The 13,945-nt window shown below is 64.7% G+C and carries 16 protein-coding genes; 9 read left to right on the top strand and 7 right to left on the bottom strand.

Going from position 1 to position 13,945, the window contains the following annotated elements; all coding sequences use genetic code 11:
- Positions 1 to 36: 36 nt before the first annotated feature.
- The 3 genes from ACXMYO_RS10160 to ACXMYO_RS10150 are packed head-to-tail and all read left to right on the top strand — an operon-like array spanning position 37 to position 2,016.
- Positions 37 to 975: a bile acid:sodium symporter family protein gene (locus tag ACXMYO_RS10160; protein ID WP_457808622.1), complete on the top strand. Its 939-nt coding sequence runs from the start codon at positions 37 to 39 to the stop codon at positions 973 to 975.
- The gene (locus ACXMYO_RS10155; protein ID WP_457808621.1) at positions 972 to 1,685 is read left to right on the top strand and encodes a tRNA-uridine aminocarboxypropyltransferase; all 714 of its coding nucleotides are present in this window, start codon (positions 972 to 974) and stop codon (positions 1,683 to 1,685) included. The genes ACXMYO_RS10160 and ACXMYO_RS10155 overlap by 4 nt, the downstream gene beginning before the upstream one ends.
- Positions 1,686 to 1,728: 43 nt before the next feature.
- Positions 1,729 to 2,016 (top strand): putative quinol monooxygenase, encoded by a 288-nt coding sequence (locus tag ACXMYO_RS10150; protein WP_170140634.1) that lies wholly within the window; start codon positions 1,729 to 1,731, stop codon positions 2,014 to 2,016.
- Positions 2,017 to 2,090: 74 nt separating this feature from the next.
- On the opposite strand, the gene ACXMYO_RS10145 is transcribed toward ACXMYO_RS10150, so the two are convergent.
- Positions 2,091 to 3,305, bottom strand: a complete 1,215-nt coding sequence (locus ACXMYO_RS10145) for a TraB family protein (RefSeq protein WP_438764413.1) — start codon at positions 3,303 to 3,305, stop codon at positions 2,091 to 2,093.
- 161 nt (positions 3,306 to 3,466) lie between these two features.
- Here ACXMYO_RS10145 and ACXMYO_RS10140 point away from each other — a divergent pair, with 161 nt between their 5' ends.
- The gene (locus ACXMYO_RS10140) at positions 3,467 to 3,847 is read left to right on the top strand and encodes a DUF2784 domain-containing protein (protein WP_457808620.1); all 381 of its coding nucleotides are present in this window, start codon (positions 3,467 to 3,469) and stop codon (positions 3,845 to 3,847) included.
- A gap of 16 nt (positions 3,848 to 3,863) precedes the next feature.
- Here the strand turns inward: ACXMYO_RS10140 and trkA are convergent, their stop codons facing one another.
- The 6 genes from trkA to def all read right to left on the bottom strand — a co-directional run bounded on the left by trkA (position 3,864) and on the right by def (position 9,304).
- Positions 3,864 to 5,237, bottom strand: a complete 1,374-nt coding sequence (gene trkA / locus ACXMYO_RS10135; RefSeq protein WP_438764410.1) for a Trk system potassium transporter TrkA — start codon at positions 5,235 to 5,237, stop codon at positions 3,864 to 3,866.
- A gap of 135 nt (positions 5,238 to 5,372) precedes the next feature.
- Entirely contained in the window at positions 5,373 to 5,579 is a 207-nt protein-coding gene (locus ACXMYO_RS10130; protein WP_115855487.1) for a dodecin, read from the bottom strand.
- A gap of 31 nt (positions 5,580 to 5,610) precedes the next feature.
- Positions 5,611 to 6,303: a nicotinamidase gene (locus ACXMYO_RS10125; RefSeq protein ID WP_457808619.1), complete on the bottom strand. Its 693-nt coding sequence runs from the start codon at positions 6,301 to 6,303 to the stop codon at positions 5,611 to 5,613.
- Positions 6,304 to 6,414: 111 nt separating this feature from the next.
- Positions 6,415 to 7,752: a 16S rRNA (cytosine(967)-C(5))-methyltransferase RsmB gene (rsmB, locus tag ACXMYO_RS10120; RefSeq protein WP_457808618.1), complete on the bottom strand. Its 1,338-nt coding sequence runs from the start codon at positions 7,750 to 7,752 to the stop codon at positions 6,415 to 6,417.
- Positions 7,749 to 8,714 carry a methionyl-tRNA formyltransferase gene (gene fmt / locus ACXMYO_RS10115; protein WP_457808617.1) on the bottom strand — a complete coding sequence of 322 codons (966 nt, stop codon included), beginning with the start codon at positions 8,712 to 8,714 and terminating at the stop codon, positions 7,749 to 7,751. Before fmt ends, rsmB begins: the two co-directional genes overlap by 4 nt.
- Before the next feature lie 83 nt (positions 8,715 to 8,797).
- The gene (gene def, locus ACXMYO_RS10110; protein WP_115855484.1) at positions 8,798 to 9,304 is read right to left on the bottom strand and encodes a peptide deformylase; all 507 of its coding nucleotides are present in this window, start codon (positions 9,302 to 9,304) and stop codon (positions 8,798 to 8,800) included.
- 219 nt (positions 9,305 to 9,523) lie between these two features.
- Here def and ACXMYO_RS10105 point away from each other — a divergent pair, with 219 nt between their 5' ends.
- The 5 genes from ACXMYO_RS10105 to aroE all read left to right on the top strand — a co-directional run bounded on the left by ACXMYO_RS10105 (position 9,524) and on the right by aroE (position 13,932).
- Entirely contained in the window at positions 9,524 to 10,348 is an 825-nt protein-coding gene (locus tag ACXMYO_RS10105) for a hypothetical protein (protein ID WP_457808616.1), read from the top strand.
- Positions 10,341 to 11,498, top strand: coding sequence for a DNA-processing protein DprA (dprA, locus tag ACXMYO_RS10100; RefSeq protein ID WP_457808615.1), 1,158 nt, complete (start codon positions 10,341 to 10,343; stop codon positions 11,496 to 11,498). Before ACXMYO_RS10105 ends, dprA begins: the two co-directional genes overlap by 8 nt.
- Positions 11,499 to 11,540: 42 nt before the next feature.
- Complete coding sequence (locus ACXMYO_RS10095) at positions 11,541 to 12,119, top strand: L-threonylcarbamoyladenylate synthase (RefSeq protein WP_457808614.1); 579 nt, start codon at positions 11,541 to 11,543, stop codon at positions 12,117 to 12,119.
- A gap of 68 nt (positions 12,120 to 12,187) precedes the next feature.
- On the top strand, positions 12,188 to 13,114 hold the full coding sequence (hemF, locus tag ACXMYO_RS10090; RefSeq protein WP_457808613.1) for an oxygen-dependent coproporphyrinogen oxidase: 927 nt from the start codon (positions 12,188 to 12,190) through the stop codon (positions 13,112 to 13,114).
- Positions 13,111 to 13,932 carry a shikimate dehydrogenase gene (aroE, locus tag ACXMYO_RS10085; RefSeq protein ID WP_457808612.1) on the top strand — a complete coding sequence of 274 codons (822 nt, stop codon included), beginning with the start codon at positions 13,111 to 13,113 and terminating at the stop codon, positions 13,930 to 13,932. Before hemF ends, aroE begins: the two co-directional genes overlap by 4 nt.
- The last annotated feature ends 13 nt before the right edge of the window (positions 13,933 to 13,945 follow it).

Here is a 13,945-nt window from a genome sequence, read left to right as displayed (position 1 = left end):
AACGCATTTCGTCATTGCTACCGAATAGACACTTCCATGTTTGAGCAGATCAATCGATTCTTTCCGCTGTGGGCGCTGGGTGCAGCCCTGCTGGCCGCCCTGTTTCCCGATTCCCTGGTCTCGTTGAAGGACTGGGTGCCGCCGCTACTGGCGCTGATCATGTTCACCATGGGGCTGACGCTGTCACGCCATGACTTCGCGCGCGTGGCCCGCGCGCCGCGCGCCGTAATGATCGGGATTGCCCTGCAATACCTTCTGATGCCGGCAGCCGCCTTTGGCATCTCGCGTCTACTGGGGCTTTCGCCGGAGCTTGCCGTGGGCATGATGCTGGTCGGCGCCACCTCGGGCGGCACGGCCTCCAACGTCATGACCTGGCTTGCCGGGGGCAACGTGGCGCTGTCCATCAGCATGACGCTGATCTCCACACTGTTGTCGATCGTGATGACGCCACTGCTGGTCTGGATCTGGATGGGCGCCAGCATCGATGTCCCGGTGGGCGGCATGCTGTTAAGCATCGCCAAACTCGTGATCGTGCCGATTGCGCTGGGCAGTCTGGTCAATCACTTTCTGGCCGGCACGATCCGGCGTATCGAGCCGGCGCTGGCGACCGTGGCCATGGCGGCCATCGTGATGATCATCGCCATCGTGGTGGCGCTTAACGCCGGGCGCCTGGCAAGCCTGGGTCCGGTGATTGCACTGGCCGTTGTGTTGCATAACGCCTGCGGGCTGATCGGCGGGTTCTGGCTGTCGCGTCTGGCGGGGTTGAACGCGCGCGACTGTCGGGCCGTGGCCATCGAGGTCGGCATGCAGAACTCGGGGCTTGCCGTGTCGCTGGCGACCAACTTCTTCCCGGCCGCCGCGGCGCTGCCCGGCGCGCTCTTTTCGGTATGGCACAACATCTCCGGCTCGATTCTGGCCGGCTACTGGAAAAGACGTCCAACGGCTGCCACGGATGAGGCGCAGAACGCCTCATGAGTCAGGGCCATGACCCGCAGGCGCCGCGCAAACCGTTCAATGCGCGCGGCAGCCTGGTCAAACGCTGCGAGCAGTGCCGCATGCCGGGGCTGCACTGCATCTGTGCATATCGGCTTCAGGTGGCAACGCGGGCGCAGTTCTGGCTGATCACCCATCGTATCGAGCACTACAAGCCGACCAACACCGGTCGGTTGATCGGTGACTGCATCGCTGATACCCGAGTGTTCGAGTGGTCGCGCACCGAGCCGGACCCGACGCTTCTGGCCGCGCTGGCGGACCCGCGTTTTGCGCCCTGCCTGGTTTTTCCCGACGATCAGGAAGATTACCGTCACCGGGTAGTGGATATGGATCGTGCCTGCGACACATCGCGCATTCCGGTGTTTATTCTGCTCGATGGCACCTGGCGTCAGGCACGACGCATGTTTCGCCGCAGCGACTATCTCGCCGAGCTGCCGATCGTGGCCCTGCGCACCGAGCGCCTGACCCGCTACCGGCTGAGAAAGCCGGCCAGCCCCGAGCATCTGTGCACGGCAGAAGTTGCCGTTGAACTGCTGCAGCAGGCCGGCGAAGAGGAGGGCGCGCAGGTGCTGGATGATTATTTCACGGTGTTCAACGAGCAGTACGCCGCGGCCCGGCGCGATGCGGGCACGCCCCACGAATCCGGTGCTGCACAGCGACTGCTGGAAAAGCGGCGCGCACACGCGAGCTGAGCCGACTATCCTTGGAGCGCATGTTCATGACAGGAGAGGCGATATGACACTGGGAATTCTGGCCACCATTGATGCCAAATCGGGTGAGGAAGCCCTCGTCGAGACCGAGCTGACCAAAATTGTCGAGCCGTCCAGAGCCGACGACGGCTGCCTGCTCTATACCCTGACGCGCGACAGCCAGCAGCCGTCGCGCTTTATCATGGTCGAACAGTGGCGTGATCGCGCCGCGCTTGATGCCCATATTGCCACCGAGCATTACAAGCACATGGCGCAGACGCTTGAAAACGCCATCGAGCAGATGGAAGTGCGCGAGTACGACGTGCTGACCTGAGATCTGAAACGTTTGATCAGGCCGTCGAGCGCCGTGACACCGTCACGGCGCTTTTTTTGTCATGTCGTCCTGAATCAGCCAAAGAGCTGGCCGGCAATGCGCAGCCCGGCAATCCAGGTGGCCGCGGCAGAGCCTGCCGTGGACAGCAGAAAGACGAGCAGCGTGCGGGCCACCCGATTGCGCCACCAGCCGCGCCAATGGCTCACGTCGTGGCGCAGGGTGGAGAAATCGCCCACCGTGGGCTTTCGCATGTAGAGCTCGACACCAGCCGTGACAAAACCCACGCCGATGGTGGGATTGAGCGAGGTCAGCGGCGCGGCCACAAACGCTGCCAGAATGGTCAGCGGATGGCCCAGCGCAATCAGTGCCCCCAGCGCGGAAAGCGTCGAGTTGATCAGTACCCATTCGACGACCAGCGACCAGCCAAGCCCCGTGTCGCGGCTGAACCCTACGGCAAAGCCTGCTACCACCAGCGCCACGACCAGCCAGGGCAGCAGCTTCAAAAGCCGGCCCGAGGGCGCGAGGGTATCCAGGGTCTGACGCTCGTCAGTGACGGCACTCGGCGTCGGTGTCTCGGCGTTCAGCTGGCGCAGGTGGGCGCTCATGCCCTTGAGGTGGCCGGCGCCGATCACCACCAGCACGCGTCGGGTACCGCCTTCGGGCAGCGTCTCGACAAGCTTGAGCGCCATGTACCGGTCGCGCTCCTCGATCAGCGGCGTATAAAGATGGCGGGAGTGCTGGGCAAATTCGGTGAAGGTGGACTCCAGCACATCGCCTTCCTTGAGCCGCTCGATCTCCTCGCTCGAGACCTTCTGACGTGACAGCACACTGCCGATAAGGCCCGATACAAGCGTCATGCGCCGATACCATGGCACATTGCGATAGACGCGCTTGAGGGTCACACCGATCTCGCGGTCGATCAGATAAAGCGGCAGACCGGCGTGTTGCGCCGCCTCGACGGCGGCTTTCATGTCGGCGCCCGGCTCGATCCCGGACTGCTCGGCCACGCGCTGCTGAAAGGCGCTCAGCGCCAGACTTGCCGCGACCATGCCGGCCTTGCCCTGGCGCAGCACCTGAAAGAGATCGAGCCGGGCGATGGCGTCGGGGTCGACCAGACTCTGATGACGCGACGCGCACAGCTCGATGGCTACAGCATCGAACTCGCCGGATTGAATCAGCTCGCGTACCTCATCGGCACTGTCACGGGAGACGTGGGCGGTGCCCACGAGGGTCAGGTGATGATCACCGAGATCGAGGGTGTCGCGCGGACCCTGTCCTTGGTTGGGCATGGTGGCTCACAGACTGGCATCAATAAGGGGCGACACCTGGCGGTGCCGATGCGGGAGGCTGCATTATCGCCGAAGCCTGGCCAATGAACAAAAATCGATGCTGAATGGCCGCTGCATCAAACCTGACGGGATCCACGACGACGTTCGACGGGAGGTGAGCCATGATTTATCGACTGGCGGCCGATGCGGTGTTGATCGTGCATCTGGCCTTTATCCTCTGGGTGATACTCGGGGCGCTGATGGTGCTGTGGCGCCCGAAACTTGCCTGGCTGCATCTACCGGCGCTGGCCTGGGCCGTGGCGCTGGAGCTCAACGGCTGGCGCTGTCCGCTGACCCCGCTGGAGAACCTGCTGCGTCGGTACGCCGGCCAGGCGGGGTTTGAAGGCGGCTTCATCGAGCACTATCTATTGGGGGTGATCTACCCGGCCGGCCTGACGCCAACAATCCAGCTGTGGCTGGGCCTGGGGGCGCTTTTGATCAACCTGCCGCCCTATGTGTGGCTGGCCCGCCGATGGTGGCAGCGACGACAGGCCCGGCGATAGCCCCGGCAGATGGCGGCTAGAAAAAGCTCAGCCCCACCTGGAAGAGGCGCTCGACCTCCTTGAGCCGGCGCTTGTCGACCACAAAGAGGATGACGTGGTCATCGGTCTGAATGGTGATGTCGCGATGGGCAATCATGACATCCCGCCCGCGTACGATGGCGCCGATGCTGACGCCTTCGGGCAGCTTGACGTCGCCGATGGTGCGCCCGACCACGCGCGATGAGCGCGAATCGCCGTGGGCAATCGCCTCGATCGCCTCGGCCGCCCCGCGGCGCAGGGAGTGGACGTTGACGATGTCGCCGCGGCGCACGTGGGTCAATAGCCCGCCGATGGTCGCCTGCTGCGGCGAGATGGCGATATCGATCTCGCCGCCCTGCACCAGGTCCACATAGGCCGGATTGTTGATCAGGGTCAGCACCTTTTTGGCGCCCAGACGCTTGGCCAGCATCGAGGACATGACGTTGACCTCGTCATCGTTGGTCAGCGCGCAGAAGATGTCGCACTCCTCGATGTTTTCTTCGAGCAGCAGCCGCTTGCTGGTGGCGCTGCCGTGCAGCACCACAGTGCGTTTCAGATTTTCGGAGAGCTGGGTGCAGCGCTCGAGATTCTGTTCGAGAATCTTGACCTGATAGTCCTGCTCGAGCGTTTCGGCCAGTCGCTCGCCGATGTTGCCGCCGCCGCCGATCATCACCCGGCGAAAGCCGCGGTCGACGCGCCGGAGCTCGCCCATGACGGTGCGAATGTCCTTGCGCGCGGCGATGAAAAACACCTCGTCATCGGCCTCGATCACGGTATTGCCGCGCGGCATGATCGGTCGGTTGCGCCGATAGATGGCCGCTACCCGCGTGTCGACGTTGGGCATGTGGCGACGCAGAAATGCCAGCTCCTGACCCACCAGCGGGCCGCCGTAGTAGGCCTTGACCGCCACCAGCTGCGCCAGGCCGTTGGCAAAATCCAGTACCTGCAGCGCGCCGGGATACTCGATCAGACGACGGATGTGGTTGGTCACCACCTGCTCGGGGCTGATCAGTACATCGATCGGGATGGCGTCCTGAGAAAACAGCCCCTTGCTGGTCAGATACTGGGTCGCGCGCACCCGGGCAATCTTGGTCGGCGTGCTGAAAAGCGTATGGGCCACCTGACAGGCCATCATGTTGACTTCATCGGAGTTGGTCACCGCAATCAGCATGTCGGCGTCCTCGGCCCCGGCCTCTTTCAGGGTGATCGGGTAGGAGCACACGCCCTGCACGGTCCTTAGATCCAGACGCGTGCTCAGATCACGCAGGCGAACGCTGTCGACATCCACCACGGTGATGTCGTTGTCTTCATGCGCCAGATGCTCGGCCAGCGTACCGCCTACCTGGCCGGCGCCCAGAATGATGATTTTCATGACGAGGGTCCGAAAGGTGATGAGGCAAGATCAATGGCGGGGAATGTTGGCACCAAACGGCGACCAGGGGAAGGGTGAGAAGGGGGCTGACAAAAACGTAAAAGCGGCAGCCAGAAGCTGGCTGCCGCGCGGGCATCACTCGAGGGTGAAGCCGACCTTGATGCTGACCTGCCAGTGGGCCACTGTGCCGTTTTCGATGTTGCCGCGGGTCTCGGTGACCTGGAACCACTGCATGTTCTCGATGGACTGGCTGGCCTTGGTCAGGGCATTTTGCACGGCTTCCTCGATGCTGGTCTCGGAAGAGCCGGTCAGTTCGACGGACTTGTAGACATGATCGCTCATGGTGTTTTTCCTTTAACGTGGCCCCTGTGCGTCAGGCGTCAGGGGGGTCCATTGATGTGGTATCGACGATCGCGATACCGCTGTGTTCCAGCCGCCGATATGTCGCGGTGTCGGAGTCAAAGGACACCGGACGACTCAGCGGCCAGAGAAATCGGGTATTGAATCCTGCGCTGTGGGCATCCTCGGCGGTCCAGAGCACACAGACCTCGCGAGCCAGCCCGCAGACGGATACCTCGGTCACGCCTCGCTCCTGCAGCCAGCCGGCAAGTCCGGTGGACGGCCTTGTACCTCTGGGCCCCGGGTTGTCACGAAAGGCGCTGTAGCTGTCCACGCGCGGGTCGCTGCCCTTGCGGATGATGACATCGGCCAGCGACCAGTCGAGTCGTGTGTCCAGCACGGCCCCGGCAGTGGCACGCACGCAGTGATCCGGCCAGAGCGTCTGCTCTTCACCATACAGCTCGATCGTATCAAAAGGCTGATGGTTGCCATGGCTGCTGGCAAAGGAGATATGGCCGGCCGGATGCCAGTCCTGAGTGGCCACGATGTGGCCGTACTCGCCGCTGCGCATGGCAGCCTGTATCCCCTCGACGATTTCATGGCCGCGGGCGCAGGGCAGCGCGCCGCCGGGCATGAAATCAACCTGCAGGTCCACCACGATCAGCGCGCACTGTTCAACTGGCGGCCTTGCCCCGGGCATGTCGGTATCGCGATGTGAGTAGGCCATGGGGTGTCAGGTGTCCGGCAGTCAGGATGGCCTTTAGTATCGAAGGCGCCTGCCCATCTGACAAGCGCCGGCATGTGAAAGCTTGTTGCCGGCGCCGGTCGGGGCATTTTATCAGGCGGTGGACTTTTCAAGCAGCGCGTAGAAAAAGCCGTCATGGCCGTCGGGTGTCGGCATCAGCTGGCGGCCTTCACCGGCGCTCTGGCCCCAGTCGGCCGTGATCGGGCATGCGCGCGCATCCGGCGTGCGGGCCAGAAACGCTGCAATCTGCTCGGCGTTTTCCTCCGGCAGCACCGAGCAGGTGGCATAAAGCAGCCGCCCGCCGGGCGCCAGACGCTGCCACTGGGCCTCCAGCAGGCGCGCCTGCAGCGCGGCCAGTTCGGCAATGTCCTCGTCCCGGCGCAGCGCCTTGATGTCGGGATGACGGCGTATGACGCCGGTGCCGGAACAGGGGGCGTCCAGCAAAATGCCATCAAAGGGTGTCCCGTCCCACCAGTCATCCGTGGTGGCATCCGCGGCTTCAAGAGTGGCCGAAAGCTTCAGGCGAGCCAGCGTCTCGCGCACGCGCTCAAGGCGGTGAGCATCGCTGTCCAGCGCGGTCACGGCGCTGTCGGGGGCGCACTCCAGCAGGTGGGCGCTCTTGCCGCCCGGCGCGCTGCAGGCATCAAGCAGGCGCAGCGGTGTTGCACGCCCGTCAAGATCCTTCAGCAGCAGCGCAGCGGCCAGCTGGGCCGCCTCGTCCTGAACGCTGACGTCACCGTCCTGAAACCCCGGCAGCTGTTCAACATCACAGGGCGTCTCAAGCGTCAGACCGTCATCACTGAACGCACATGCGCGTGCGGCCAGACCGGCCCCTTCCAGGCGCTCAAGCCAGTCTGCACGCGACTGATGGGCTCGATTGACGCGCAGCGTCATGGGGCCGGGCACATTGTTGGCCGCCGTAATCTCGCGCCACTGATCGGGCCAGGCTTTCTCCAGCCGGGTCAGCATCCACTGCGGATGCCAGTGGGCGGCAGCAGATGTTTTTTCGACCTCTGCCAGCAGCGTGTCACGTTCGCGATCGGCGCGGCGCAGGCAGCCGTTGATGACCCGGGTGGCCCACTCCTTGTTGAGCTCGCGCGCGCCGCCAGCGGTTTCGCCCACGGCGGCGTGAGTGGGGATGCGCATGTGAAAGAGCTGATACAGCCCGACCAGCAGCAGGGCATGAATGTCCTGATCGCGCTGCTTGAAAGGCGATTTCAGAAGTTTTGCCGCGACGGCTTCAAGCTGGGGCAGGGCGCGACACACACCAAAGCACAGCGCCCGGTAGAGACCCTGATCCCGCGCGGCAATGCCCTCGGGGATCTCGCCGGACAGCGACCCCTGCTGGCTCAGGACGGGGGCCAGGTTCTGCGCAGCATGGGCCCGCACGCCCATGGGATATTTTGGCTTTTGCGTACGTTGACGACTCATTGATCGGTTCCCAGCAGTGTACCGGCGGCAAACTGATCGCGCCGGCTATTGAGCAGTTCATGGGCCGGCAGCATTTTGCCGCCCGGCAATTGGGCATGGGTGATGCGCAACACACCCTCGCCGCAGGCCACACACAGGGCATCTGCCTCGGCGTCCAGCAGCTGACCGGCCAGGGCATCGGATTCGCCCTCCCGCGCGTCACGCGCCTGGGCATGCCAGAGTCGCAGCGTCTCGCCATGAAGGGTGGTCCAGGCGACCGGAAAGGGGTTGAACGCCCGAACGCGCTGCGAAAGGGCGGTGGCGCTCTGGCTGAAGTCGAGCCGGGCCTCGGCCTTGCTCAGCTTGGCGGCATACGTCACGCCGTCTTCGGGCTGGGGCGTGGCCGGCAGCTGATCGTCACTGAGGCGATCAAGCGCCTCGATCAGGGCCGTGGCGCCAATGCCGGCGAGGCGGTCATGCAGCGTGGCGGCCGTGGTGGTGTCATCGATGGGCGTGTGGACCGTCAGCAGCATGTCGCCGGTATCAAGGCCTTCATCCATGGCCATGAGGGTCACGCCGCTGTCGCGATCGCCGGCCTCGATGGCGCGCTGGATCGGCGCCGCCCCGCGCCAGCGCGGCAGCAGGGAGGCGTGAACGTTGATGGCACCGCGTCGCGGGATATCCAGCACGGCGCGCGGCAGAATCAGGCCATAGGCGACCACGACCAGTACATCGATGTCGGCCTCGATCAACGGCGCGTGGGTGTCCGGCGTTTTCAATTTCTCGGGCTGATGCACGGCAAGGTCGTGTTCCAGTGCCAGTGCCTTGACCGGGGAGGGCGTCAGGCGACGGCCGCGCCCGGCCGGGCGGTCGGGCTGGGTGTAGACACAGCAGATCTCGTGATGGCTTTCGAGCAGGGCACGAAGATGTTCGGCGGCAAACTCCGGCGTGCCGGCAAAGGCAATGCGAAGGGGGCTGGGCATGGCGTGGTCCTGAAAGACGTCAGCGCCCCTGCAGGGGGCGCTGATAAAGGGAACGGGCCGTCAGCGACGAGCGGCAAAGGGGCTCAGGAGGTCGTTTTCTGGCGCTTGAGCATCTTCTTTTTGACCCGATCGCGCTTGAGCGGCGACAGATAGTCGACAAACAGCACGCCTTCCAGATGGTCCGCTTCATGCTGGATGCAGTGAGCGAGCAGGCCATCGGCTTCCAGCTCATAGGACTTGCCGTTGCGATCCTGCGCCTTGAGATGCACCCGCAGGGCACGGGGCACTTCGGCGTAGTATTCCGGAATCGACAGGCAGCCTTCCTGCAGCGGTTCGCGTTCCTCGCCCAGCAGGGTCACTTCCGGATTGACCAGCGCCAGCGGCTGGTTTTTCTCTTCGCTGACATCCATCACGATCACGCGGCGATGCACGTCGACCTGCGTGGCGGCAAGGCCGATGCCCGGGGCGTCATACATGGTTTCAAACATGTCATCGATCAGGCGACGCACCTCGTCATCGACCTCGGTTACGGGCTCGGCACGGGTTCGCAGGCGTTCATCGGGATATTCAAGAATCGTCAGTAGAGCCATGTTCGTATCTGTTGTGGGGTCGCCATCCGAGCGATTCGAGGGTCACTATGGGTCAAGAAGGTCAGGATGGCGGCCGTAAATGCATGAATGGATTCACTCCGTATGGCGCCCATTGTAGTGCGCAGGCGTTGGCAACGGAACCGACAGCAGAGCGAAGATGACATGAAACGGCAAGGGACAGGGAACAGGTGCCGCGGCGTTCGGCAGGGAGCAGGGCTTGTGGCGCTGACGGTGGTCATGGCGGCGGTCGCTGTCGTCTCCTCCGGCAGGGTGGATGCGTCACCGGCCGGCGCGTCGGACAATGTCACGACCCTGTCGCCCCGGCTGCGCTTTTTGCCGCTGGATCAGCCGGGCGAGCCCGTCAATATCTCGGCCTGGTCGCAGGCACTGATGGACTATCGCATTGTCGAGTCACAAGCCGTTTCGCCAGCAGCCTACGTGGTCAGCGGCAGCGAGGGGCGTCTGCTCAGCGGCGCTGGCGATCAGGTGCTGGCACGCCACGTTCAGGGGCGTCCGGGGCAGCGGTTTGGCCTCTATACCCCGGGGGCACTGCTTGAAGATGATCAGGGCCGGGCGCTGGGACAGGTCATGATCCGTCAGGGGGTGGTGCGTCTTGAGCGCTCGGGGTCGCCATTGTCGACGCTCACCGTTGAAAAAAGCCCGCGGGAGGTGAGTGCCGGGGCGCATCTCATGGCGCTCGATGGCTGGGTGCCCCCGGCGCAGCTGGTGCCCCGGGCGGCCCCCGCCGGCACGCAGGGACGCATTATTGACCGTCCCGGTGCCGGACGCATGGTGGGGCTGCGCGATATCGTGGTGATCGATCTGGGTCGCCACCGGGTCACACCCGGCATGCGTCTGCGCGTACAGGGCGAGGCCGAAAGCGTGACTGATCCGGTGACCCATGAGTCGCTGGCGCTTGACGGTGGCGTGCTCGGAGAGCTGCTGGTCGTTCGCACGTTTGAGCAGGCAAGCCTGGCGCTGGTAACGCGCGCCGGGCTGCCCATGGCCACGGGAGATCGCGTGGAGGCAATCGGTGATGACTGAGACCACGCAACCCGATACGCCTCGCCAGTGGCTGGCGCTGTCGATGCTGCCACGGGTGGGCGCGCGGCGTCTCATGGCACTCAGACAGGCTGCCCCTGTCTGGCCCGAGGGGTGGCTTGCCCGGCTACCCGAAGAGGCTGCACAGATGCTGCGTTACTATCTTCAAATGCCCGGACAGGGCGCGTTGCACGACCGGGTCGAGGCGGCCATGGCGTGGCTTGAACACGATGAGCAGCATCACCTGCTGACGCCGGGTCATCCGGCCTGGCCGGCCATGCTGGAGGAGCTGCCGGACCCACCGCCGGTACTGTGGGCCTGGGGGAGGCTCGAGGCGTTGTCGTCTCCGGCGCTGGCAGTCGTGGGCACGCGACGGCCCACCCGCGAGGGGCAGGACAACGCCTGGCGACTGGCGCGTGACATGGCGGCCGCCGGCTATGGTGTTGTCAGCGGGCTGGCACTGGGGGTGGATGGCTGCGCCCATCATGGCGCGCTGGAGGCGCGAGGTGCGACCATCGCCGTTTTGGGCTGTGGCGTCGATGTGCTCTACCCGCGCACGCATGCTCGCCTGCGTCAGCAGCTGCTGGCGGGTGGCGGGCTGCTCCTGTCCGAACATCCGCCCGGAACAAGGGCCCATCCGCAGCACTTTCCGCGGCGCAATCGCATTATTACGGGACTGTCACTGGGCGTGCTGGTGGTCGAGGCGGCCATGGCCAGCGGCTCGCTGGTCAGCGCCAGGCTTGCCATGGAACAGAACCGGGAGGTGTTTGCCCTGCCAGGGTCGCTGCATAACCCGCAGGCGCGCGGCTGCCTGTGGCTGATTCGTGAAGGCGCCCGGCTGGTCACCTGTCTGGAGGACATTGTTCAGGAGCTCCCCGAGCGGCAGTGGTGTGGCGCGACGCTCGCTCCCGCGGCCCCCGAACCTGGCGCGCCTGATGCTATTCCATCCATTGCTGCCACCGTTGCGCCACCGTTGGAAAAAAGCCCCGAGGACCCGCTCTGGCAGTGGCTTGACGATACCCCCGTTCCGGTCGATGCGCTTGTCGAGCGCACCGGCGACTCGATCACCGCGCTGCAGTCGCGGCTTCTCATGCTGGAGCTTGATGGCTGGGCGGCGCAGGTCGCCGGCGGCTGGGTCCGCAGGCTGGCATGAGATACACTGCCCACCTGATTGGGGCAATGGTATTCACGCAGCATGTCTTCACACGTCAACGCTTCTCCTGTTCAACCTCAGCTTTTGAAGGACGCCGCCATGCATCTGCAGGCCGGCGGTGTCGTGGCATACCCGACGGAGGCCGTCTGGGGGCTGGGCTGTGATCCCGACAACACCGCCGCACTTGAGCGTCTCGTAGCCCTCAAGGCACGTGATCCCGCCAAGGGGCTGATTTTGATTGCCTCTCGCATCGAGCAGTTTGCCCCCTGGCTTGCCGGTCTTGATGACGCGCAACACGCTCGGCTCGAGGCCAGCTGGCCGGGACCCGTGAGCTGGCTGGTACCGGACAATGGCCGCGCGCATCCGCTGGTGCGCGGCGAGCATGCGAGCGTGGCCCTGCGGGTCAGCGACCACCCGCTGGTCGGGGCGCTGTGTGACGCCTTCGGCGGGCCGCTGGTATCGAGCTCGGCCAACCGGGCCACCGAGGCGCCGTGTCGCTCTGCCTCGGAGATCAAAAGCGTCTTCGGGACCCGTGTCCTGATCGTGGACGGCCCGCTGGGCGGTCGGACGCGACCCAGCGAGATCCGCGATCTGCTCACCGATGATGTGCTGCGCGACTAGCCCTGTCCCCGCCATACACTGCCCGTCATGGCTTGAAACGATCGCCATGACCCTGCTGGAGAGACACCGTGTCACATGCCTATCTCGAAAGGGTGAAACACTACCTGCTGGACTTTCAGGATCGGCTCTGTCAGGCGCTGGCCCGCGCCGATGGCCACGCTGATTTCGTGGAAGATGCCTGGACGCGCGAAGATGGCGGCGGCGGTCGCTCGCGAGTGATCACCGATGGCGCCGTGTTTGAAAAGGGCGGCGTCAATTTCTCCCACGTTTTTGGTGAGAACCTGCCGCCGTCGGCCTCCGCCGCGCGCCCGGAGCTGGCCGGGCGCAGCTTTCATGCCGTTGGCGTCTCCTGGGTGTTGCACCCGCATAACCCGCATTTGCCCACCACCCACGGCAACGTGCGCTTTTTTATCGCCGAAAAGGAAGGGGAAGACCCGGTCTGGTGGTTCGGCGGCGGCATCGATCTGACACCTTACTATCCGGTGTTTGAGGATGTGGTGCACTGGCACCGCACCGTCCATGATGCCTGCGCCCCTTTCGGCGATGATGTCTACGCCCGCTACAAGCGCTGGTGCGACGAGTATTTCTATCTCAAGCACCGCGATGAAACCCGCGGTGTGGGCGGTCTGTTCTTTGATGACGTCAACGAAGAGGGCTTTGAGCAGAGCTTTGCCTTTCAGCAGGCGGTGGCCGAATCCTTCGTGCCGGCCTATGTGCCGATCGTCGACAAGCGCCGCGAAACCCCTTACGGCGAGCGGGAGCGCAACTTCCAGAACTATCGGCGCGGCCGCTATGTCGAGTTCAATCTGGTCTACGACCGCGGCACGCTGTTCGGGCTGCAAAGCGGCGGGCGCACCGAATCGATTCTGATGTCGATGCCGCCGGTGGCCCACTGGGCCTATCAGTATCAGCCCGAGGAGGGCTCTCCCGAGGCCGAGCTGTATACGCACTATCTGCATGCGCGTGACTGGCTCGAGGAGGGCGATCCGGCATGAGTGAGTCGCCGCTTTACGCTGTCTTTGGTCATCCCGTGGCGCATTCGAAATCGCCCATGATCCATGCCGGCTTCGCCGCGCAGCTGGGGGATCCGGTGTGCTATGAGGCCCGCCTGGCACCGGTTGATGATTTCCCGGGGTGCTGGCGGGCCTTCATGGCCGAGGGCGGTCTGGGCGCCAACGTCACCGTGCCCTTCAAGCAGGAAGCCGCGGCGCTGGCCGACCGGCTGAGCGAGCGCGCCAGACTCGCCGGCGCGGTCAATACGCTGATCGTGACCGAAGACAGCACGGTCGTTGGGGACAATACCGACGGCGCCGGGCTGCTGCTGGATCTTGAGCGGCTCGGGGCACCGCTTGCGGACGCGCGCATTCTGGTGCTGGGGGCCGGTGGGGCGGTGCGCGGGGTCATCGACCCGCTGCTTGAAACCGGGCCGGCCGAGCTGGTCATTGCCAATCGAACGGTGGAAAAGGCCACGGCACTGGCCGAGCTGTTTAATGCCCGGGGCAGGGTATGCGGCTGCGGTTTTGAAGCGATCGATGGCCGCTTTGATCTGGTCATCAATGCCACCAGTGCCAGCCTTGCCGGTGCGCTGCCGCCGCTGCCGGAGACGCTGTTCAACGAGGGGGCGCTGGCCTACGACATGATGTACGGCGCTGCCCCCACCGTCTTTCTCGAGTGGGCGCAGGCCTTCGGGGTGCGCTGTGTGGACGGGCTGGGCATGCTGGTCGGCCAGGCGGCCGAATCCTGGTATCAGTGGCGCGGTACGCGCCCTGATACCACGCCCGTGCTGGACGCGCTGCGGGCCGATCTTCGCTGACCGGCCCGGCAGT

The organism is Kushneria sp. EE4 (assembly GCF_977968315.1).
Note: the sequence above shows the minus strand (reverse complement) of the source record. Positions and strands in the feature narration are given on the sequence as shown.

Coding starts and splice junctions, on each gene's coding strand:
- ACXMYO_RS10130 (WP_115855487.1), bottom strand. CDS start 5,579: ATGAGCGATCATGTCTACAAGTCCGTCGAACTGACCGGCTCTTCCGAG.
- dprA (WP_457808615.1), top strand. CDS start 10,341: ATGACTGAGACCACGCAACCCGATACGCCTCGCCAGTGGCTGGCGCTG.
- aroE (WP_457808612.1), top strand. CDS start 13,111: ATGAGTGAGTCGCCGCTTTACGCTGTCTTTGGTCATCCCGTGGCGCAT.
- trkA (WP_438764410.1), bottom strand. CDS start 5,237: ATGAAAATCATCATTCTGGGCGCCGGCCAGGTAGGCGGTACGCTGGCC.
- fmt (WP_457808617.1), bottom strand. CDS start 8,714: ATGCCCAGCCCCCTTCGCATTGCCTTTGCCGGCACGCCGGAGTTTGCC.
- ACXMYO_RS10140 (WP_457808620.1), top strand. CDS start 3,467: ATGATTTATCGACTGGCGGCCGATGCGGTGTTGATCGTGCATCTGGCC.
- ACXMYO_RS10150 (WP_170140634.1), top strand. CDS start 1,729: ATGACACTGGGAATTCTGGCCACCATTGATGCCAAATCGGGTGAGGAA.
- ACXMYO_RS10095 (WP_457808614.1), top strand. CDS start 11,541: ATGTCTTCACACGTCAACGCTTCTCCTGTTCAACCTCAGCTTTTGAAG.
- def (WP_115855484.1), bottom strand. CDS start 9,304: ATGGCTCTACTGACGATTCTTGAATATCCCGATGAACGCCTGCGAACC.
- rsmB (WP_457808618.1), bottom strand. CDS start 7,752: ATGAGTCGTCAACGTACGCAAAAGCCAAAATATCCCATGGGCGTGCGG.
- ACXMYO_RS10145 (WP_438764413.1), bottom strand. CDS start 3,305: ATGCCCAACCAAGGACAGGGTCCGCGCGACACCCTCGATCTCGGTGAT.
- ACXMYO_RS10155 (WP_457808621.1), top strand. CDS start 972: ATGAGTCAGGGCCATGACCCGCAGGCGCCGCGCAAACCGTTCAATGCG.
- ACXMYO_RS10125 (WP_457808619.1), bottom strand. CDS start 6,303: ATGGCCTACTCACATCGCGATACCGACATGCCCGGGGCAAGGCCGCCA.
- ACXMYO_RS10160 (WP_457808622.1), top strand. CDS start 37: ATGTTTGAGCAGATCAATCGATTCTTTCCGCTGTGGGCGCTGGGTGCA.